Source organism: Pseudomonas salmasensis, assembly GCF_014268375.2.
Taxonomy (GTDB): domain Bacteria; phylum Pseudomonadota; class Gammaproteobacteria; order Pseudomonadales; family Pseudomonadaceae; genus Aquipseudomonas; species Aquipseudomonas salmasensis.
The window spans coordinates 3,314,807-3,334,180 of record NZ_CP077083.1 but is presented as its reverse complement, the minus strand read 5'-3'; the positions used below and the strand labels follow the sequence as shown (position 1 = coordinate 3,334,180).

The following is a 19,374-nucleotide window of genomic DNA, read 5'->3' as shown; positions in this document are numbered from 1 at the left end:
CGTATTAGGCACTTTGTTTTTTCTCAGAGCGCGCTAGAATGCGCGCCGATGGGCGGAGAACTGTATGTGGCAACAGACCCTGATTACCCTGCGGGCCAAGCCTCGGGGCTTTCACTTGGTAACGGACGAGTTGCTTGCCGGCTTGCCTGAATTGAAGGCGTGCCGTGTGGGCCTGTTGCATCTGTGGCTGCAGCACACCTCGGCCTCGTTGACCGTCAACGAGAATGCCGACCCGGCGGTTCGCCGTGACTTCGAGCGTTTTTTCAACCTGCTGGTGCCACAAGGTCGCGCAGGGTTTGAACATAACGACGAAGGTCCGGATGATTTGCCGGCGCACTTCAAGGCCAGTCTGCTGGGCTGCCAGCTGAGTTTGCCGGTCAAGGCCGGCCGCTTGGCGATAGGGACCTGGCAAGGTGTTTATCTGGGCGAGCACCGTGATCATGGCGGTGCTCGTAAAGTCCTCGCCACCTTGCACGGTGAAGGGGCATAAGCCACTGGCTATTCAGTGGATGTTGATTTTTTTCCAGCGGCCTCGACAGAGGGTGAAGCTGGGCTATAACTAATCTGCTTTTCGCAAGTCATGAGGTAGAACATGAGCGACGATGATCTGGAACAAGACGACCTCGAAGTAGGTGATGAAGACGACACCGAAGACGGTCTTGAAGCAGTAGCGGCTGACGACGTTGCGGAAGATGCCGATGACAGTGTGGGCGATGACGCGGCTCCCAAAGCCAAAGGCAAAGCCAAGGCGGCTGTTTCGGTAGACGAGTTGCCGAGTGTTGAAGCCAAGAACAAAGAGCGCGATGCCCTGGCCCGTGCGATGGAAGAGTTCCTCGCTAAAGGCGGCAAAGTGCAGGAAGTCGAGGCCAACGTGGTGGCTGACCCACCGAAGAAGCCGGATAACAAGTACGGCAGCCGACCTATCTGAGGTCTGCCTCCTGCTTGTAAGAAAAAGCCCGCCGTCGCTGCGGGCTTTTTCATGTCTGGAGCAATTTACCAGTTCGCGGCAATACCCTGTGGGAGCTGGCTTGCCTGCGATAGCGGTCTATCTGCGAGCCCTGTGTTGACTGACCCACCGCTATCGCAGGCAAGCCAGCTCCCACATTTTGGGTCAGTGTTAGCTCCAGCGACTCAGCAAGGGCGGCAACTCCGTCAGGCTGCGAATCTGCGCATCCGGGTGCTTGTCTCCCTCCCAGGCCTTGCCCGTGGGGTTGAACCACACCGCCCGCAGCCCCGCCTGCTGCGCGCCGGCAATGTCATCTCCCGGATGATCGCCCACATGCACCGCCGCGCTGGCGCCCACACCGCCACGTTGCAGGGCCTCCTGAAACAGCCGTGCATCCGGCTTGGCGATGCCGATATCTTCAGCGCGCAGGGCAAAGTGAAAGTAGTCCGCCAGGCCCACGCGCTGCACATCGGCATTGCCATTGGTGATCACGCCCAGCAGGAAGTGCTGGCGCAGCGCCTTGAGCATCGGCTCGGCTTCCGGGAACACGGTGAGTTGGTGACGTGCGTGGATGAACGCTTCGAAGCAGACATCCGCCATCTGTGTGGCCTCAGGCTGGGGATAACCGGCCTCCTCGAAGGCATGCATCAACACGCGATGGCGCAGCAGGCTGATGCGGTGCTTGAGCTCGGGATGACGCTGCAACACCTGCTGGCGCAGGCTGGCAAAATGCTCAAGGGGCAGGTCGCCGACCTTGGACGCGTGAACTGCCAGCCATTCGCGCATCGATGCTTCGGCGCTGATGATGACGGGTACGTTGTCCCAGAGGGTGTCGTCCAGGTCGAAGGTGATCAGCTTGATACTCATGAGTCGCCGCCCTTGATGCGTTTGGCCCGTGGATGGGCGCTGTCGTACACCGTTGCCAGGTGCTGGAAGTCGAGGTGGGTGTAGATTTGCGTGGTCTTGATATCCGAGTGCCCGAGCAGTTCCTGCACGGCGCGCAGGTCCTGGGAGGATTCGAGCAGGTGGCTGGCGAAGGAATGACGCAACATGTGCGGGTGCAGATTCTGCCCCAGCTCCCGCTCGCCGGCGGCCTTGACCCGCAGCTGAATCGCCCGTGGCCCCAGGCGGCGGCCTTGCTGGCTGACAAACACAGCATCGTCTGCCGGGTTGGTCAGCAGGCGTAGCGGCAGCCATCGCTGCAAGGCTTCGCGGGCTTTCCTGCCCACGGGCAGTACGCGGGTCTTGCTGCCTTTGCCGAGCACTTGCACCAGGCCATCGGCGAGGTCCAACTGATCGAGGTTCAGGCTCGTCAGCTCGGACAGGCGCAGGCCCGAGGAGTAGAACAGCTCAAGGATTGCCTGGTCGCGATGGGCCAGGAAGTCATCCTCCACGGCACCGTCGAGCAGCTGCAGGGCGCGGTCGGTGTCCAGGGTCTTGGGCAGGCGCCGTTCGCCTTTGGGCGGCGAGAGGCCATTGGCCGGGTCGTGGTCGCACAGGCCTTCGCGATTGAGGTAGTGATACAGGCCGCGCACCGCCGACAGCAGGCGAGACAAGCTGCGTGAGGACTGGCCTTGTTGGTGCAACCGGGCGATCAGGCTGCGCAGGGCCTGGATATCCAGGGCCGTCCAACTGCTGACGTGCTGTTTTTCGCAATAGGCCAGGACCTTGTTCAAGTCCCGCCGATAGGCTTCCAGCGTATGGGGCGACACCTGGCGCTCATTGCGCAGGTGAGCGCAGTAAGCGTCCAGTTGCCGCTCCATGATCAGCGCACCGCGCGCAGGGTGGTGGTGTGGCGTGGCAGGACGCGGCCCAGCACTTCGGCGATATAGGTGAGGAACAACGTGCCCACCGAGCTTTTGTAGTGCGCCGGATCGCGGCTGGCGATGGCCAGTACCCCGTGCAAGCCTTGATGGCTGAGGGCGATGACGGCCGTAGAGCCGATCTGCTTGCGTTGTTCGGCACCAAACAGGAAGTCCAGCTCATGCTCGCGCAAGGTGCCGCTGACGGTCTTGCCTTCGGACAACAGGCCGCCGATGGCCGTCTGCGCCTCGCCACCTGTGACCCAGCGGCCCACCGGCATCGGGTTGTCGCTGAACAGGATCAGGCTGACGAAGGGCACCTGGAAATCCTCACGCAGGCTGTCTTCCACGGCGATCACCGTTTCTTCCAGGCTGGTGGCATCCATCAGGGTCAGAATCAGGCGGCGCGTCTTGTCGAACAAGCGGTCGTTGTCGCGGGCCACGTCCATCAGATGAGAGAGCCGGTGGCGCATTTCAATATTGCGCTCGCGCAGGATCTTCATCTGCCGCTCCACCAGCGACACGGTATCGCCGCGCTGGTGAGGGATGCGCAGGGCTGGCAGCAGATCTTCGTGTTCGACGAAGAAGTCCGGGTTAGCCTCAAGGTACGCCGCAACAGCAGCGGCCTCCAGGCTTTCACTCGGGGTTGCGTGTGCGGGTACTTGAGGCTTATCGGTCATTAGCTTGGCTCACTCATAGACGGACCTGTCCTTCGTATACACGCGTGGCCGGCCCGGTCATCATCACCGGGTGGCCAGGGCCTGCCCATTCGATGGACAAACGTCCACCGGGCAGGTCGATCAACAGCGGCGAATCCATCCACCCCTGGCTGATCGCGGCCACGGCAGCGGCACAAGCACCGGTGCCGCAAGCCTGGGTTTCGCCGACGCCGCGTTCCCATACGCGCAATTGCGCACGGTTACGGTCGATCACCTGCAAAAAGCCCACATTGGCCCGTGCCGGAAAGCGCGGGTGATGTTCGATCTTCGGCCCCAGTTCATGCACGGGGGCGTTATTGATGTCGGTGACCCGCAGCACCGCATGGGGGTTGCCCATGGACACGGCAGCGATCTCCACGGTTTTGCCATCCACATCCAACGTGTAACTGAGGGCCTGCTCGGTGGCCTGGAACGGAATATCCGCCGGCACCAGGCGCGGCGCGCCCATGTTGACGCTGATCTGGCCATCGTTGCGGATGTCCAGTTCGATCACGCCACCTTTGGTTTCGACGCGAATCTGGCGTTTGGCAGTCAGGCGTTTGTCGAGCACAAAACGCGCAAAGCAGCGCGCGCCGTTGCCGCACTGTTCCACTTCGGAACCGTCGGAGTTGAAGATCCGGTAGCGGAAATCCACCTCCGGGTTGCTCGGCGCCTCGACCAGCAGCAACTGGTCGAACCCGATCCCGGTGTGGCGATCGCCCCACTGTTTGGCGTGCTTGGGCAGGATGTGCGCGTGCTGGCTGACCAGGTCGAGGACCATGAAATCATTACCCAGCCCGTGCATCTTGGTAAAACGCAGCAGCATGGCTTACTCCGGCAGCAGGCTTTCGCCAGCATACAACTCGGCTACCGTCTCGCGGCGACGCACTTCAAATGCTTGATCACCGTCCACCAGCACCTCGGCGGTACGCCCGCGGGTGTTGTAGTTGGAACTCATGACAAACCCGTAGGCACCGGCCGAATGCACGGCCAGCAGATCACCTTCCTCAAGCGCCAACTCACGATCCTTGGCCAGGAAGTCGCCGGTCTCGCAGATGGGCCCGACGATGTCATAGGCGCGGGCGTCGCTTGCACGCGGCGTCACGGCGGTGACGTCCATCCAGGCCTGGTACAGCGCCGGGCGGATCAGGTCGTTCATCGCCGCATCGACGATGGCGAAATCCTTGTGCTCGGTGTGCTTGAGGTACTCGACCTGAGTCAGCAGCACGCCAGCGTTGGCGACGATGTAGCGGCCTGGCTCGAACATCAGCGTCAGGTCGCGGCCTTCGATGCGCTCGCGCACGGCCTGGATATAGTCGGCAATCAGCGGCGGCTCTTCATCGCGATAACGCACACCCACGCCACCACCGAGGTCGATGTGGTGCAGGTAGATGCCGCAGTCGCCCAGGCGGTCGATCAACGCCAGCAGGCGGTCGAGGGCATCCAGGAACGGTGGCAATGTGGTCAGTTGCGAGCCGATATGACAGTCGACACCCAGCACTTCCAGGTTCGGCAGTTGGGCGGCGCGGATGTACACGTCTTCGGCGTCGGCGATGGCAATGCCGAACTTGTTCTCTTTGAGACCGGTGGAAATGTACGGGTGGGTGCCGGCGTCGACGTCCGGGTTGACGCGCAGGGAGATCGGCGCACGCACGCCCATCTCGGCTGCGACCACTTGCAGGCGCTCCAGCTCGTCGGTGGATTCGACGTTGAAGCAATGCACGCCGACTTCCAGGGCGCGGCGCATGTCTTCGCGGCTCTTGCCGACACCGGAGAAGACGATTTTGTCCGCCTGGCCGCCGGCGGCCAGTACGCGTTCCAGCTCGCCACGGGACACGATGTCAAAACCAGCGCCAAGACGCGCCAGGACATTGAGTACACCCAGGTTGGAGTTGGCCTTGACTGCGTAGCACACCAGGTGGGGCACGCCGTCGAGCGCGTCGGTGAACGAGCGGTATTGGGCTTCGATATGCGCACGCGAGTACACATAGGTCGGGGTGCCGAAGCGCTGGGCAATCGCGGACAAGGCCACGCCTTCCGCGAACAGCTCGCCGTCCCGGTAGTTAAAAGCGTCCATAAGTTTCCCTTAGCTTAGTAGGTGTCGTGCTTATGGGCTTTTGACGGCTTTTGCGACGATTGCGCCTGTTCGTTTGGATCTTTGCTGTCATCGGGCAGGTACAACGGGCCTTTCTGGCCACAGGCACTAACGAGGCAAGCGACCGCGACGAGCGCAGCAAGGGAAGAGATCAGGCGCTTCATGGCGAAATCCTTGAATATGCATTAATTGCGCCCGAGTATACCGACCACCCGCCAGCTTGCCTATGCGCCGCAACACCCGTCCGGCGGGGGTTTGCCGAGATAGTCGGGAAGCAGGCTACGATGCCTGGGGATATTTCGTACCGTCATCCGTGATCAAATCAGTATCCTTTGCAATCGGCGAAGCTCGCCCGTATCGTGCGGCGCTTGAGCAAAACCAGACACTTTTGAGGTTGCCACAATGAGTTTGACCGAAGCCCGTTTTCACGACCTGGTGGATGCCACCCAGCAGGGGCTGGAAGATATTTTCGACGACAGCGGCCTGGACGTGGACCTGGAAAACTCGGCCGGTGTGCTGACCGTCAAGTTCGAGAGCGGCCAGCAACTGATCTTCAGCCGCCAGGAGCCGCTGCGTCAGCTGTGGCTGGCAGCGCGCTCCGGTGGCGTTCACTTCGATTACGATGAAGAAAGCGGCAAATGGCAGTGCGACAAGAGTGAAGAGTTGCTGGGTGAGATGCTCGCCCGCCTGGTCCAGGAATACACCGGCGACGAACTGGATTTCGATGAGATCTGATGGTGAGTGAGCCTGTAGCTGTACGCCCGCCCAAGCCGCTGTTCAGCAATGTCAGCCCGGCAGTGCCGTCACCTTGTATCAGTTTGTGTCGCCTGGACGAGCAGAAAGTCTGCCTGGGCTGCTTCCGCCATGTGGAAGACATCCGGGAATGGCGCTCTGCCGACGATGCGCGGCGCCGGGTGATCTGTGCCGAGGCCGAGCAGCGCAAGGCGAGCACCTGACGGCGTCTTGTTTATTTGTGTCGCTGTGGTAGTGTCCGGATACACCTCCATTCATCGAGGTCCGTGAGAACCCCGCCTTTTCCTGGCGGGGTTTTGCTTTTTTGTGCAGAAAAAAGGAGTCTGCCTGAATCATGACCACCGCACCGTCCATCATTCTTACCCGTCTTGACGTGCAGCGTCTGGAGCAACTGATCGACCGCTTGGGCGACGAGTCTCCCGGCGCCGAAGCATTGCAAGCCGAACTCGACCGCGCCGAAGACGTGGTTGGTCACGATGAAGTGCCTGCGGGTGTCGTGACCATGAACTCCAGCGTGCATTGCCGTGAGCAAAGCAGCGGCAAGGACTATCACCTGACGTTGGTCTACCCCAAGCACGCGAACGCCGACGAAGGCAAGATTTCGATCATGGCACCCGTGGGCAGCGCATTGCTTGGCCTGCAAGTGGGCCAGCACATCGACTGGCCGGCGCCTGGCGGCAAGACCCTGAAGCTGGAATTGCTCAGCGTCGAAGGCCAGCCCAAAGATGGCGGCGCCTTCCCGCTCTAAACCTGATTCAAGGCCGCATTGAGTGACTGTTCCAGTTCGGCTTTATAGCGCAGGTACAGATTGCTTGGGCTTTGCACATCACCGAGCAGCCCCGACAGATCCAGGTCAGTGATATAGCAGCGGTAACGCTCGGTTTCCCGACGTTGCCCGACGATCTCCCGGGCGACCACCGTAAACAGCTGGTCGCCAAATTCCAGTTCGCAAAACTCCCGCTGATTGCAGTACAGGGTGATCCCTACCTGGCCCGGCGCGCCTTTGCCGATAATCGCCTGCACGTCATAAAACGCCTTGTTGGCAGGGTCTTGCGGGGCCGGCCGCGGCTCCACGCCTCGCGCACGGCCGCTGCCCGATGGCAACAGTTGGTAGTACAGGATCTGTACCTCGCCCGCGGGTTGCTGGGCGTCCAGGGACGATAGTGCTTCGCGGCGGTACAGGATCGATTGCAAAAAGCGCTGCAGCGGTGCCAACAGGCTTTGCTCATCATGAAACGGCAAGCGCTGTTGCCAGAGCGCGTTGAATTCGTCGAGCACATACACGTCGGCGAAGCCTTCATTGACCCGGTAGAACACCTGCACGCACTCGGCCTGGCCCATGGGCAGCAGCAGCGCCAGGTCGTGGTCTTCCAGGGCCATGGCGTCCAGGTGCCACGGGCTGTAGCTGGCCAGCTCCTCACTGAGGTAGGCGATCAGCGCGTCCTGGGTCGGCAGTGAGACATGGGTGGCTTGGCCCGGCACCAGTTCCATCACGTGGTAATGCTGCTGCACCTGGAGCAGGTAGCGATGGTTGCCCTGGCCGAGCAGCAGATGCTGCGCGGTGTCGAATACCTCTTCCACCCGCTGGGCAATGAACTGCGCCCGGTTGTGGCAGAAGCAGCGCACCCGCAGGCGTGGCAGATGGTTCGATGGCAGTTGGTTGAGGTAGTCGCGCAGGCAGTCGAGCAGGGCGTGCGGGCCGTCATAGCGGCTGACCATCACTTCGTTCCAGCTGTTGAGCGTGACCTGGTCCAGGGTCAGCACCAGGTTATCGCGTACGCCGGCATAGCTCAGGGAGTCGGTGCGCTCCGTGGTCATCAGGATATTCAGGTCGCGATGATGCTTGAGCGGGTCAACCCCAACGTTGATCAGCAGCAGCACCTCTTCCGGCACTGCCGGGCGCAGCAAGCGGCTCTCATCGACACTGGCCAGGGGCAGGGCGATGGTCTGTTGCAGGCTGCCGAGCAGGTTGAACAGCTCGAACTCGCTCATGTCGCTGGTGCCGGGGTGCAGTGCCAGGCGGGTGCTGCTGTCGATCACGCCGTTGCGATGGCACCAGGTGAGCATTTCCAGCAGGTCGCGGCTGCGTTTGATCGGCGCGAAGTGTTCCCATTCCAGAGCGGTAAGGTTGCCGTTGTACAGGCCCCAATGGTGCTGGCCCGGCTCCTTGCGGTTGGGCGACTGCACCAGGGTCAAGGTGTCTTCGGCCAGGTCGGGGGCGATGCCGGGGTTGATGAACTCAACCTTGCCGGCCTTGCGCTCGAACGCCGCGTACAAGCGGCGGCCCAGTACATTGAGGTCGCGTTTATTGATCGGGCTGGCGGTCTGTTCGCTGCGGGTGAACTGGGTGAGGAAGCGGTAGCTGTAGTTCAACTCATTGACCAGCGCGCGGCGCTCGGAGGCGACCTGGCGCACTTTCCATTGGCTGCGGCTGTCCAGCAGGGCCAGTTGGCGCGTGTCCCAACCCCATTCATGCGCCAGGCGTTCCAGCAACTGCCGTTGCCAACCGGCAGTGCGCTGGCCGGCGCTGAGCTTGCGGTTGACCTTCAGGTACAGGCTGCGCCGCACCAGTTCTAGGCGCTCCAGTTCGTTGCGGGCCTTGAGGTATTCCTCGATGCGGCGGTAGACCATGATGTACGGGTCCAGCTCATCCAGGTCTACCTGATGGCTGAACACCGCCTGTTTGAAGCGCAGGCTCAGGCACTGCACCTTCGGGTGTTCGCTGGCGTAGACCTCGGTCAGCAGCAGCTTGAGCACCGATTTGTAGGGCGACTCGATGCCCTTGAACAGTTGCCACAGCCCGGCACCAATAAATTCCCCCGGGGGGATATGAGCCAGATGGCCGAGGTCGAGGGTTTCATCGGCGCGGATAAAGCGCTTGGACACCAAGGCGTGAGTAAACTCGGCGTAGCGGTTTTCTTCGTAGACCGGCACCAGCCACCAGATGGGTGTGCGCCCGGCCAGCCAGATCGCGGTGCGATAGAACTCATCCAACAGCAGGTAGTGCTGGGTGGTGCCGCAGTCGTCGGAACTCAGTTGCGTATCGCGATCACCCAACACAAAGCGCGTCGGGTCGATCAGGAAGAAATGCGCCTCGGCGCCCATGCCCGAGGCCCAGGCCTCCAGCAGTTGGCACTTTTTGCGCAGTTCTGCCAGCTCGGTCTCGTTCAGGTCGGGGGCGTGGCACACCCACACGTCCATATCGCTTTGATCGGCCTGGGCCAGCGTGCCTAGGCTGCCCATCAGGAACAAACCGTGGATCGGCGTAGGCGGGTTGCCGTGGCGCGGTTTATAGGAGAACGAGCGGGTCAGGCGCTGGGCATCGGCCAGGGCCTGGGCGTCCGGTTCAAAATTCGACAACCCGGCCGGCGTGCTGCTGGAGACGTAGCCTGGCAGCAGCGGGTGATTGACGTGGAAAAACAGCGGCAACAAAGCCAGCACGCTTTGCTGGCGTGGCGTCAGCCCTTCGACGGCCCGGGCCATGCGGCCCTGATTGACGGTCATGAAACGCGCGCGCAGTTGGGTCAGCACCTTGCGGTCGATGCCTTCGTCCAGATCGGGGCGGATTTCATGGGTGCGGGTCATGTCGAACTCGGTGGCTCGCAGGGCCCGACGCGGGCGGCCATGCAGGAGTTTACAGACAGTAGCGTAGGAGTTTTAGAGGGAAGTGGCTTTTTGGCGTCAGAATTTTGTATGCCGCGCAACAATGCCCGCGGAATCCGCAGGCGGCGGATTCCATGGGCGGTATCAGGTATCAGGTATCAGGCGGCTTCTTTGGTGCTGGCAGTGGTGAGGATGGTCAGCAGGGTTTGGGCTTGCTCGGCAGCGTCCCGGCCAAGGCTCGTCAGGTAGCCCCCGTCCGGTTGGTCGATCAGCCCTTTGGCATGGAGGCGCTTGGCAGCGGCGATGGCAGTAGGGGCGGCAGTCTGATGGACTTTCAAGCCTTCCTTGGTGCTGTCCAAGGGGAAGAGTACAAGGATTTCCAGTTCGGCAACCAACTCAGGGGTATACGACATAAGGACTCCAGACTTTCTAAAATTTATTAGAGGCTAGCAGGCCATAAGGTGAACGCACTTTGCCGAACTGTCCAGCGTGTTGCTGCGTGCCGGGGTTATTCCTTTTCCGGCGGCAGCTCGGGCAGTGCCCGTAGTGCGGTTTCATACCACTCGGTATTGAAGGCGCGGTCATCTTCGAGCATGGCATCGATCTCGAACGCCAACACGTGAGCCATCAGATTCAGGATATCTTCGCGCTCGTAACCCACCAGGGTCAGTTTGTTGAACGTAGCCTTGGCCGCTGGCGGGTTATCGCTCTCGATCTGGTTCTCGATGGCTTCGATCAGCGTGGTCTCGGTGAATTCTTCTTCGTCGTTGTCGATATCGGTCGGCTCGCTCATGGCAGGCTCCTCAAGGAAAGGGCGTCAGTCTACCCCCATTCAGGTGGGTGATGCTGCTGGTCAGGGTGCTCTCAAGGATCTATAACTCTTGCAGCCAACCCCACACCCGGCCTGGAGGCTTTGCGATGCTCAAGCTTTACGGATTTTCGGTCAGCAACTACTACAACATGGTCAAGCTGGCGCTGTTGGAGAAAGGACTGCCCTTCGAAGAGGTGCCTTTTTATGCCGGTCAAACCCCCGAAGCTTTGGCGGTAAGCCCCCGCGGCAAAGTGCCGGTGCTGGGTGTGAAGCAGGGGTTCATCAACGAAACCAGCGTCATCCTCGAATACCTCGAGCAGAGCCAGGAAGGCCCGGCGCTGTTGCCCGCCGACCCGTTTGCGCGGGCTCAGGTGTTGGCGTTGTGCCGTGAGATCGAGCTGTACATCGAACTGCCTGCGCGGGCGTGTTACGCCGAGGCTTTTTTCGGCATGACGGTGCCGGAGGCGATCAAGGAAAAATCCAGGGCCGAGCTGCTGCTTGGGATGGGTACGTTAGGCCGGCACGGTAAGTTTGCGCCTTATGTGGCAGGGGAGAGCTTTACCCTCGCGGATCTGTATTTCATGTACAGCCTGAACCTGGCCTGCGGTGTGGGCGAGAAGCTGTTTGGGCTGGACCTGCTGGAGCAGTTGCCGAAGGCGAAGGCATTGTTGGCGCGCCTGAATGAGATGCCCAATGCGCAGAAAGTTGAGGCGGACAGGCAGGCGGCGCTGCCGGCGTTCATGGCGATGATTGCAGCCAAAAAATAAATCTTTGGCAACTGTAAGGGCACCATCGCGGGCAAGCCCGCTCCCACATTTTGATGTGTGAACCCAATCAAGTGTGGGAGCTGGCTTGCCTGCGATGCTTTTAGCGGCTGGCGAGCAATTGCTGGCCGCGCACGACCGCCGCCTTGACCTGTGCCGGCGCAGTGCCGCCCACATGGTTACGGGCATTCACCGAGCCTTCCAGGGTCAGCACGGCAAACACATCCTGCTCGATCTGGTCGCTGAACTGGCGCAGTTCTTCCAGGCTCATTTCCGCCAGGTCCTTGCCGGTGTCCACACCGTACTTCACGGCGTGGCCAACGATTTCGTGGCAGTCACGGAACGGCAGGCCACGGCGCACCAGGTAATCCGCCAGGTCGGTCGCGGTGGAGAACCCGCGCAGTGCCGCTTCACGCATGATCGCGTGCTTGGGCTTGATCGCCGGGATCATGTCGGCAAAGGCGCGCAGCGAGTCGCGCAGGGTGTCGGCGGCGTCGAACAGCGGCTCCTTGTCTTCCTGGTTGTCCTTGTTGTAAGCCAGTGGTTGGCCTTTCATCAGGGTCAGCAGGCCCATCAGTGCGCCGAATACACGGCCGCTCTTGCCACGCACCAGCTCTGGCACGTCGGGGTTTTTCTTTTGCGGCATGATCGAGCTGCCGGTGCAGAAGCGGTCCGGCAGGTCGATGAACTGGAATTGCGCGCTGGTCCAGAGCACCAGCTCTTCGGAGAAGCGCGACAGGTGCATCATCGCGATACTGGCCGCGGCGCAGAATTCGATGGCGAAGTCCCGGTCTGATACGCCGTCCAACGAGTTGCCGCCCACGGCGTCAAAGCCCAGCAGTTGCGCGGTGTACTCACGGTCGATCGGGTAGGTGGTGCCGGCCAGTGCCGCGCTGCCCAGCGGCATACGGTTGGCGCGCTTGCGGCAATCGACCAGGCGCTCGTAGTCGCGGCTGAGCATTTCGAACCAGGCCAGCAGGTGGTGGCCGAAGGTCACAGGCTGTGCGGTCTGCAGGTGGGTGAAGCCGGGCATGATGGTGTCTGACTCACGCTCGGCCTGCTCCAGCAAGCCTTTTTGCAGGCGGGTGATTTCGCCCAGGATCAGGTCGATCTCATCACGCAGCCACAGGCGGATATCGGTGGCGACCTGGTCGTTACGGCTACGGCCGGTGTGCAGTTTTTTGCCGGTCACGCCGATGCGATCGGTGAGGCGTGCCTCGATGTTCATGTGCACGTCTTCCAGGTCGACGCGCCAGTCGAACGTCCCTGCCTCGATCTCACCGCGGATGGTGGTCAGGCCGTCGATGATGCTGTCACGCTCGGCGTCGGTCAGCACGCCAACCTTGGCCAGCATCGTGGCGTGGGCGATGGAGCCCATGATGTCGTGGCGGTACAGGCGTTGATCGAAGGTGACGGAGGCGGTGAAGCGCGCGACGAAGGCGTCGACGGGTTCACTGAAGCGGCCGCCCCAGGACTGGTTGGTCTTGTCGGTGCTCATGGATTCGCTCGTGATCTGCTTAAAAGAGGCATGAAGGTGTGCCGGCGATCATAACAGGGTTGCCCGTAGACGCGGTGCTGCGGGTGGTCGGCAATTTTATTTGTGTAAGAGATGGCTAAGTGCCTTGCCGCCGACCGCATCCGGGACGAGACTGGGGGCAGGTACTTATTGAAACGATATTTGACGATTGAGCAATGTCGCCTCAGTGAGCGTCTACAGTTGGACTGATAGTGTGTGAATGCACCAAAGTCGGGTGATGCGGTCATAACCAGACTATCCATTAAACAGGGGGGTATTCGGATTGTTTATCAGTGAACCCTACGACGATGCCCGGAGGCAGCGGGTCTTGGGCGCTATTGAACAGGTCCGGGTAAATTTGGGTGCCATTCTCAGGGCACTTTTTGCCGCTCGCGCTAGTCTTAGCGTGGATCGCTGTGACGTCAGTCACCGCACCTGTCTACGCTATCCTTGTGCGAGACTCACGCAGGAATCCAGCGCAATATGAATGTCCTGATCGTTGATGACGAACCCCAAGCCCGCGAGCGACTGAGCCGTCTGGTCAGTGAACTCGAGGGTTATACAGTCCTTGAACCGAGTGCCACCAGCGGCGAAGAGGCGTTGACGCTGATCGACAGCCACAAGCCGGATGTAGTGCTGCTCGATATCCGCATGCCGGGCTTCGACGGCCTGCAAGTCGCCGCCCGCTTGAGCGAACGCGAATCGCCGCCCGCCGTGGTGCTGTGTGCGGCGCAGGATGAGTTTTCTGCACAGACGCTGGAAGACAGCGGTGTCAGTTTTCTCATCAAGCCGGCCACCGCCGAAGCCTTGCTCAAGGCCCTGAAAAAAGCCGAGCGCCCCAGCCGTGCCCAACTGGCTGCCTTGACGCAGCCGGCTGCGCAAAGTGGTAACGGGCCACGCAGCCATATCAGCGCGCGTACTCGCAAGGGCATCGAGCTGATCCCACTCGGCCAGGTGGTCTACTTTATTGCCGATCACAAATACGTGACCTTGCGCCATGAGACCGGTGAAGTGTTGCTCGATGAACCGCTCAAGGCCCTTGAAGACGAGTTTGGCGAACGTTTCGTGCGCATTCATCGCAACGCGCTGGTCGCCCGTGAACGCATCGAGCGCCTGCAGCGCACGCCCCTGGGGCACTTTCAGCTATTCCTGAAGGGGCTCAATGGCGATGCGTTGATCGTCAGCCGACGCCATGTCGCCGGCGTGCGCAAGATGATGCAGCAGCTTTAGCCCGAAGGCTGCGGCGCGGTCTGCATTCCTTATCCCGGTGCGACGTGGCCAGGGAGGCCCCGCACTTGCTGATTCAAATCAAAGCGTATTTGCCTGAGCTGTTATTATCCGTCGTATCTATTCAGTACGGATTGATCCATGTCCTCTCGCGAAATCCGCATCGCCACCCGTAAAAGCGCCTTGGCCTTGTGGCAGGCCGAATACGTCAAAGCACGCCTTGAGCAGGCCCATCCCGGCCTCAAGGTATCCCTGGTGCCCATGGTCAGTCGTGGCGACAAGCTGCTGGACTCGCCACTGTCGAAAATCGGCGGCAAGGGCCTGTTCGTCAAGGAGCTGGAAACCGCGCTGCTGGACAACGAAGCCGACATCGCCGTGCATTCGATGAAAGATGTGCCCATGGACTTCCCTGAAGGCCTGGGCCTTTTTTGCATCTGCGAGCGCGAAGACCCTCGCGACGCCTTTGTTTCCAACACCTTCGCGTCCCTGGACGAATTGCCGCTGGGCAGTATCGTCGGCACCTCCAGCCTGCGTCGTCAGGCCCAGTTGCTGACGCGGCGTCCCGACCTGCAGATCCGCTTTTTGCGTGGCAACGTCAACACGCGCCTGGCCAAGCTGGATGCCGGCGAATACGACGCGATCATCCTCGCCGCTGCTGGCCTGATCCGCCTGGGCTTTGAAGACCGCATCACCTCGGCCATCAGCGTCGAGGACAGCCTGCCGGCTGGCGGGCAGGGCGCAGTCGGCATCGAATGTCGCACCGCCGACAGCGAAATTCACGCACTGCTCAAGCCTCTTGATCACGCAGACACCGAAGTGCGCGTCACCGCCGAGCGTGCCTTGAACAAACACCTCAACGGTGGCTGCCAAGTGCCCATCGCCTGCTATGCCGTACTCGAAGGTGAGAACCTGTGGCTGCGTGGCCTGGTCGGTGATCCGGACGGCGGTAACCTGCTGACCGCCGAGGTACGTGGGCCGCAACGTGATGCCACGGCCTTGGGGATTCAGGTTGCCGAGGAACTGCTGGAAAAAGGCGCGGGCGCCATTTTGCAGAAAGTCTATGGCGAGGCCGGCCCGCAGTGACCGACTGGCGAGTGCTGCTGACGCGGCCTGCCGAGGAGTCGACGGCGCTGGCGGCGCTATTGGCCCAGCGCGGTATTCGCAGCAGTTGCCTGCCTTTGCTGGAGACCGAAGCGTTGCCGGTGACCGCAGAGCAACACGCGGTATTTGGCGCGCTGCAGCGCTATTGCGCGGTCATCGTGGTGAGCAAGCCGGCCGCGCGCCTGGCGTTGCAGCAGTTGGGGAGCAGTGTGCCGCCCATGCCCTGGTTCAGTGTCGGCGCGGCCACGGCCCAGATACTGGCCGATCATGGCCTCCAGGTTCACTATCCCGCCACGGGCGATGACAGCGAGGCCTTGCTTGAACTGCCTGCCTTGCGCGAGGCTATTGCACTGCCGGGCGCCCGGGTGTTGATCCTGCGTGGCGAGGGCGGGCGCGAATTGCTGGCAGAGCGTTTACGCGAGCAAGGTGCTAGTGTCGACTACCTGGAATTGTATCGGCGTTTTCTTCCGGTGTATGAGAAGGGCGCGTTGATGCAACGCATCCAGTTGGAACGCTTGAACGGCCTGGTGGTCAGCAGTGGGCAGGGTTTTTTACACTTGCACGCGTTGGCCGGCCCCGATTGGCCAGAGGTGGCACAGCTGCCGTTGTTCGTGCCCAGCCCGCGTGTATATGAAATGGCGCGGGCCGCGGGTGCAGAAAAAGTTGTGGATTGTCGCGGCGCGAGTGCCGCGGCTTTGTTAGTGGCGTTAGGGAGCTATCCCGTTCCCACTCTCTGATACGCAAAGGACGGATACGTGAGCGAAACAGCCTTGCCTAAAGATGAAGCTCAACCCGCGCTTGATGCGCCGGTCGAGACACCGGTCAGCGCGCCACGCCGTGGCAATGGCCTGGCCATCGTCGCCTTGCTGCTGGGCGCTGCGGGCGTAGCCGCCGGTGGTTGGGGGATCTGGCAGGTCCGTGCCCTGCAAGCCAGCAGCCAGCACCAGCTGGGCCAGGTGCAAACCCTGGATGACCAGTCCCAGAGCCTCAAGCAAGGCCAGCAACAGTTGGCCGCCCGCCTGGCGCAGTTGCCGGGTGCGGATGAGCTGGAAGAACGCCGCCGCCTGGTCACGCAGTTGCAGGGTGATCAGCAGCGCCTCAACCAGCGTCTGGAAACCGTGCTGGGTGCCAGTCGCAAGGATTGGCGCCTGGCCGAGGCCGAGCATCTGATCCGTCTGGCCAGCTTGCGTTTGTCCGCCTTGCAAGACATCAACAGCGCCCAGTCGCTGGTCCAGGGGGCCGACGAGATTCTTCGCGAGCAGAGCGACCCAGGGGCTTTCGCCGCACGCGAGCAATTGGCCAAGAGCCTGGCCGCGCTGCGCAGCACCGAGCAACCGGACCGTACCGGCCTGTACCTGCAACTGGCCGCCTTGCGTGACCAAGTGGTGCAGCTTGCGGCGATTGCGCCGGAGTATCAGCTCACGGAGCCCGCCTCCCAGGGGCGCCCCACCAGCGATACCCAGAACCAGTTGAGCCAGTGGTGGGAACAGATCTCTCGTTACTTCCGCATCGACTTCAACCCGGATGACAACATCCGCCCATTGTTGGCAGGCCAAGGCCTGAACCAAGTGCGGCTGGCCTTGAGCCTGGCGCTGGAGCAAGCCCAGTGGGCAGCGCTTAACGGCGAGGCGGCGGTGTACAGCCGCTCGTTGGGAGAAGCGCGCAGCGTGCTGCAGGACAACTTCAACCAGGACAACCCGCAGAGCAAGGCGATGCTGGCGCGTATCGCCGAGCTCGAGCCCAAGGCTGTGTCGGTGGTCACGCCTGACCTGGCCGCAAGCCTGGCTGCTGTGCAGGCGTACCTTGAGCGTCGTCATCTGTCTGCCGACGAAGCCAAGGCCTCGGCTGGCAAACCGGCGACCCAGGAGTAGAGCTGATGAAGCGTTTCTATGTGATCCTGGTGCTCGCCATTGCGCTCGCCCTGGCCCTGGGCGTGGGCATTTCGAAGCACACCGGCTACGTGCTGATTACCTATCCTCACCTGCTGCATTACGAATCAAGCCTGTGGGCGACATTGGTGGCGGTGTTCGCCATCGGCCTGGCGATTTACCTGGTCCGCGTGTTGTGGAGCCTGGTCGCCACATCCGGTGGTGTGGTCAACCCTTGGTCGCGGCGCAATCGCAGCCGCCGTGTGCAGATCGCTATCGAGCAAGGCCAGATGGACCTCGCCGAGGGCCGCTGGGCCAGCGCCGAACGCCACCTGCACCGCGCCGCCGAAGCAGAGCGCCAACCTTTGCTGTATTACATCGGCGCGGCCCGTGCGGCGAATGAGCAGGGTCGTTATGAGGAATCCGACGGCTTGCTGGAGCGCGCGCTGGAGCGCCAGCCCCAGGCCGAACTGGCCATTGCATTGAGCCACGCGCAATTGCAGATGGATCGCGGTGATACGGAAGGTGCGCTGGTCACTCTCCAGGCGATGCATGAGCGTCACCCGCATAACGCGCAAGTGCTGCGTCAGCTGCAACGCCTGCATCAGCAGCGTGGCGATTGGTCGTCAGTGATTCGCCTGTTGCCTGAGCTGCGCAAGGACAAAGTCTTGCCCGCCAATGAGCTGGCCGAGCTGGAGCGTCGCGCCTGGGGCGAAAACCTGAGCCTGGCGGCCCAGCGTGAAGAGCAAGGCGAAGCAGGGTTGCAGTCCTTGGAGCGTGCATGGGAGCAACTCACCGCTGCCCAGCGCCAGCAGCCACAATTGGTGTTGGCGTATGCCGATCAACTGCGTCGATTGGGCGCGGATGCCAAGGCCGAAGAAGTGCTGCGTGGTGCGCTCAAACGCGGTTATGACAGCCACTTGATCCGGTTGTATGGCCTGCTGCGTGGCAGTGACCCTGCGCGGCAATTGAAGTTTGCCGAAGGCTGGCTCAAGGACCATCCAGGCGACGCCAGCCTGCTGCTGACGCTGGGCCGTCTGTGCCTGCAAAACAGCCTGTGGGGCAAGGCGCGCGATTATCTGGAAAGCAGCCTGCAAGTACAGCGCAATCCCGAAGCCTGCGCCGAATTGGCTCGCCTGCTGGCCCAATTGGGCGACACCGAACGCAGCAACCAGCTGTTTCAGGAAGGCTTGGGGTTGCTCGACAATCGCCTGCTGTCCTCGCCGCTGCCAGTGCCTGCGCGAGTTTGAAGTAGGAAGGGGTGGATGGGTTGGCTAGGACCGATCTGACACCCCATCCTTCAAACCCTGCAAACCCTCGGCTTAACTGGCCTTGTTACTAATTCCTACTTGTTGTAACTGGTTTTCCTCGGGCCCGTGGCGGTATGTCCTTATGTTTTCGCGGAATTGTCCGCTCTAGGGCGTATTGAAAGGGGTCGGGCCTTTCCTCTACCGTAGCGACCTATCTCTTGCAGTGCGGATAAACAATGTCTTTGGCCCCTTTACGCTCTTTGTTTTTCCTGGCGTTCATGGCGGGTGCGCTGACGTTGGGCGCGTCTTTCTACCTTCAATACGGCGCGCTGCTACGGCCTTGTTTTCTATGCCAGGTACAGCGCCTGTTCCTCGCGTCTTTTGCATTGATCAACCTGGTTGCCGTGCTTCACAGACCTGGGCGTTCGGGCCTTTGCCTCTATGCGCTGGCGAGCGTGGGTTGTGCCTTGCTGGGCGCCATCACCGCAGGCCGGCAAGTCCTGTTGCAGAACAGGCCGACAAGTCAGGTGGGGGATTGCTGGCCCAGCCTGCAGCACATGCTTGAAAACCTGTCTGTCTGGCAGGCAATGCGTTCGGTGTTCAATGGCACGGTCGATTGCGTTGAAATCAACTGGACGCTGTTTGACTTGAGCCTGCCTGAGTGGAGCCTGTTGTTCTTTGTGGCGATGCTGATCCTGGGGTTCATGCAGGTGTCACGGTTGTTGTTCGGCAGGCATTTGCGCCTCGCAACACCTTGAAAACGGGACCCAGGTTGTAGGAGCGGATTAAACACTTGTATGAACATTCTCTCCTGCGTACCTTGAAGCCATAGTCATGCGGGCATAATCTGGCCCGCACGCGTTATCCAAACCGCTTGTCAGACGCGGCCTTGTCCGTCTGCTGCTTCATCCTTGAAGTGTTGCGCAGGTACAGAGCTGCG

Annotated in this window: 22 protein-coding genes; 12 read left to right on the top strand and 10 right to left on the bottom strand. The window is 61.4% G+C overall.

From position 1 onward, the window contains the following. Positions 1-64: 64 nt before the first annotated feature. Both HU731_RS15055 and sutA read left to right on the top strand, forming a co-directional pair. Complete coding sequence (locus tag HU731_RS15055; protein WP_003195429.1) at positions 65-490, top strand: secondary thiamine-phosphate synthase enzyme YjbQ; 426 nt, start codon at positions 65-67, stop codon at positions 488-490. A gap of 102 nt (positions 491-592) precedes the next feature. Next, positions 593-928 (top strand): dormancy-specific transcriptional regulator SutA, encoded by a 336-nt coding sequence (sutA, locus tag HU731_RS15050; protein WP_003195427.1) that lies wholly within the window; start codon positions 593-595, stop codon positions 926-928. A 189-nt stretch (positions 929-1,117) separates the two neighbouring features. Here sutA and HU731_RS15045 read toward each other — a convergent pair whose 3' ends face one another. From HU731_RS15045 to lptM, 6 genes are read right to left on the bottom strand one after another with little or no spacing between them, the layout of a single operon-like run. Then, a complete protein-coding gene (locus HU731_RS15045; protein WP_186607047.1) occupies positions 1,118-1,813 on the bottom strand; it encodes an HAD family hydrolase in 696 nt (231 codons plus the stop codon). After that, entirely contained in the window at positions 1,810-2,709 is a 900-nt protein-coding gene (xerC, locus tag HU731_RS15040) for a tyrosine recombinase XerC (RefSeq protein WP_186607046.1), read from the bottom strand. Before xerC ends, HU731_RS15045 begins: the two co-directional genes overlap by 4 nt. Before the next feature lie 2 nt (positions 2,710-2,711). Next, the gene (locus HU731_RS15035; protein ID WP_186607045.1) at positions 2,712-3,428 is read right to left on the bottom strand and encodes a DUF484 family protein; all 717 of its coding nucleotides are present in this window, start codon (positions 3,426-3,428) and stop codon (positions 2,712-2,714) included. A 13-nt stretch (positions 3,429-3,441) separates the two neighbouring features. Then, entirely contained in the window at positions 3,442-4,272 is an 831-nt protein-coding gene (gene dapF / locus HU731_RS15030; protein WP_186607044.1) for a diaminopimelate epimerase, read from the bottom strand. A 3-nt stretch (positions 4,273-4,275) separates the two neighbouring features. Further along, a complete protein-coding gene (gene lysA / locus HU731_RS15025; protein WP_186607043.1) occupies positions 4,276-5,523 on the bottom strand; it encodes a diaminopimelate decarboxylase in 1,248 nt (415 codons plus the stop codon). A gap of 14 nt (positions 5,524-5,537) precedes the next feature. After that, positions 5,538-5,705 (bottom strand): LPS translocon maturation chaperone LptM, encoded by a 168-nt coding sequence (gene lptM / locus HU731_RS15020; RefSeq protein WP_003195417.1) that lies wholly within the window; start codon positions 5,703-5,705, stop codon positions 5,538-5,540. Positions 5,706-5,943: 238 nt separating this feature from the next. On the opposite strand from lptM, the gene cyaY reads away from it, so the two are divergent. The 3 genes from cyaY (at position 5,944) to rnk (ending at position 7,042) form a co-directional block, all read left to right on the top strand. Further along, the gene (gene cyaY / locus HU731_RS15015; RefSeq protein WP_032894564.1) at positions 5,944-6,276 is read left to right on the top strand and encodes an iron donor protein CyaY; all 333 of its coding nucleotides are present in this window, start codon (positions 5,944-5,946) and stop codon (positions 6,274-6,276) included. Further along, complete coding sequence (locus HU731_RS15010) at positions 6,276-6,497, top strand: DUF1289 domain-containing protein (RefSeq protein ID WP_189661136.1); 222 nt, start codon at positions 6,276-6,278, stop codon at positions 6,495-6,497. Before cyaY ends, HU731_RS15010 begins: the two co-directional genes overlap by 1 nt. A gap of 131 nt (positions 6,498-6,628) precedes the next feature. After that, complete coding sequence (gene rnk / locus HU731_RS15005) at positions 6,629-7,042, top strand: nucleoside diphosphate kinase regulator (RefSeq protein ID WP_186607042.1); 414 nt, start codon at positions 6,629-6,631, stop codon at positions 7,040-7,042. On the opposite strand, the gene HU731_RS15000 is transcribed toward rnk, so the two are convergent. The 3 genes from HU731_RS15000 to HU731_RS14990 form a co-directional block, all read right to left on the bottom strand. Next, positions 7,039-9,879: a class I adenylate cyclase gene (locus tag HU731_RS15000; RefSeq protein WP_186607041.1), complete on the bottom strand. Its 2,841-nt coding sequence runs from the start codon at positions 9,877-9,879 to the stop codon at positions 7,039-7,041. The genes rnk and HU731_RS15000 overlap by 4 nt on opposite strands. 176 nt (positions 9,880-10,055) lie before the next feature. Beyond that, the gene (locus HU731_RS14995; RefSeq protein ID WP_003195403.1) at positions 10,056-10,310 is read right to left on the bottom strand and encodes a TIGR02647 family protein; all 255 of its coding nucleotides are present in this window, start codon (positions 10,308-10,310) and stop codon (positions 10,056-10,058) included. A 95-nt stretch (positions 10,311-10,405) separates the two neighbouring features. Beyond that, positions 10,406-10,690: a hypothetical protein gene (locus HU731_RS14990; protein WP_014720450.1), complete on the bottom strand. Its 285-nt coding sequence runs from the start codon at positions 10,688-10,690 to the stop codon at positions 10,406-10,408. 125 nt (positions 10,691-10,815) lie between these two features. Here HU731_RS14990 and HU731_RS14985 point away from each other — a divergent pair, with 125 nt between their 5' ends. Continuing rightward, positions 10,816-11,475, top strand: a complete 660-nt coding sequence (locus HU731_RS14985) for a glutathione S-transferase family protein (RefSeq protein WP_186607040.1) — start codon at positions 10,816-10,818, stop codon at positions 11,473-11,475. 100 nt (positions 11,476-11,575) lie between these two features. Here the strand turns inward: HU731_RS14985 and argH are convergent, their stop codons facing one another. Beyond that, positions 11,576-12,970: an argininosuccinate lyase gene (gene argH, locus HU731_RS14980; protein ID WP_020302866.1), complete on the bottom strand. Its 1,395-nt coding sequence runs from the start codon at positions 12,968-12,970 to the stop codon at positions 11,576-11,578. Positions 12,971-13,471: 501 nt separating this feature from the next. Here argH and HU731_RS14975 point away from each other — a divergent pair. The 6 genes from HU731_RS14975 to HU731_RS14955 all read left to right on the top strand — a co-directional run bounded on the left by HU731_RS14975 (position 13,472) and on the right by HU731_RS14955 (position 19,192). After that, positions 13,472-14,218: a LytR/AlgR family response regulator transcription factor gene (locus HU731_RS14975; RefSeq protein ID WP_010053067.1), complete on the top strand. Its 747-nt coding sequence runs from the start codon at positions 13,472-13,474 to the stop codon at positions 14,216-14,218. Positions 14,219-14,356: 138 nt separating this feature from the next. Next, on the top strand, positions 14,357-15,298 hold the full coding sequence (hemC, locus tag HU731_RS14970) for a hydroxymethylbilane synthase (RefSeq protein ID WP_060766321.1): 942 nt from the start codon (positions 14,357-14,359) through the stop codon (positions 15,296-15,298). Next, entirely contained in the window at positions 15,295-16,053 is a 759-nt protein-coding gene (locus HU731_RS28475; RefSeq protein WP_225931470.1) for a uroporphyrinogen-III synthase, read from the top strand. Before hemC ends, HU731_RS28475 begins: the two co-directional genes overlap by 4 nt. A gap of 18 nt (positions 16,054-16,071) precedes the next feature. After that, a complete protein-coding gene (locus HU731_RS28470) occupies positions 16,072-17,187 on the top strand; it encodes a uroporphyrinogen-III C-methyltransferase (protein ID WP_225931468.1) in 1,116 nt (371 codons plus the stop codon). 5 nt (positions 17,188-17,192) lie between these two features. Then, positions 17,193-18,434, top strand: a complete 1,242-nt coding sequence (locus HU731_RS14960) for a heme biosynthesis protein HemY (RefSeq protein ID WP_186607039.1) — start codon at positions 17,193-17,195, stop codon at positions 18,432-18,434. A 236-nt stretch (positions 18,435-18,670) separates the two neighbouring features. Beyond that, a complete protein-coding gene (locus HU731_RS14955; protein WP_186607038.1) occupies positions 18,671-19,192 on the top strand; it encodes a disulfide bond formation protein B in 522 nt (173 codons plus the stop codon). The last annotated feature ends 182 nt before the right edge of the window (positions 19,193-19,374 follow it).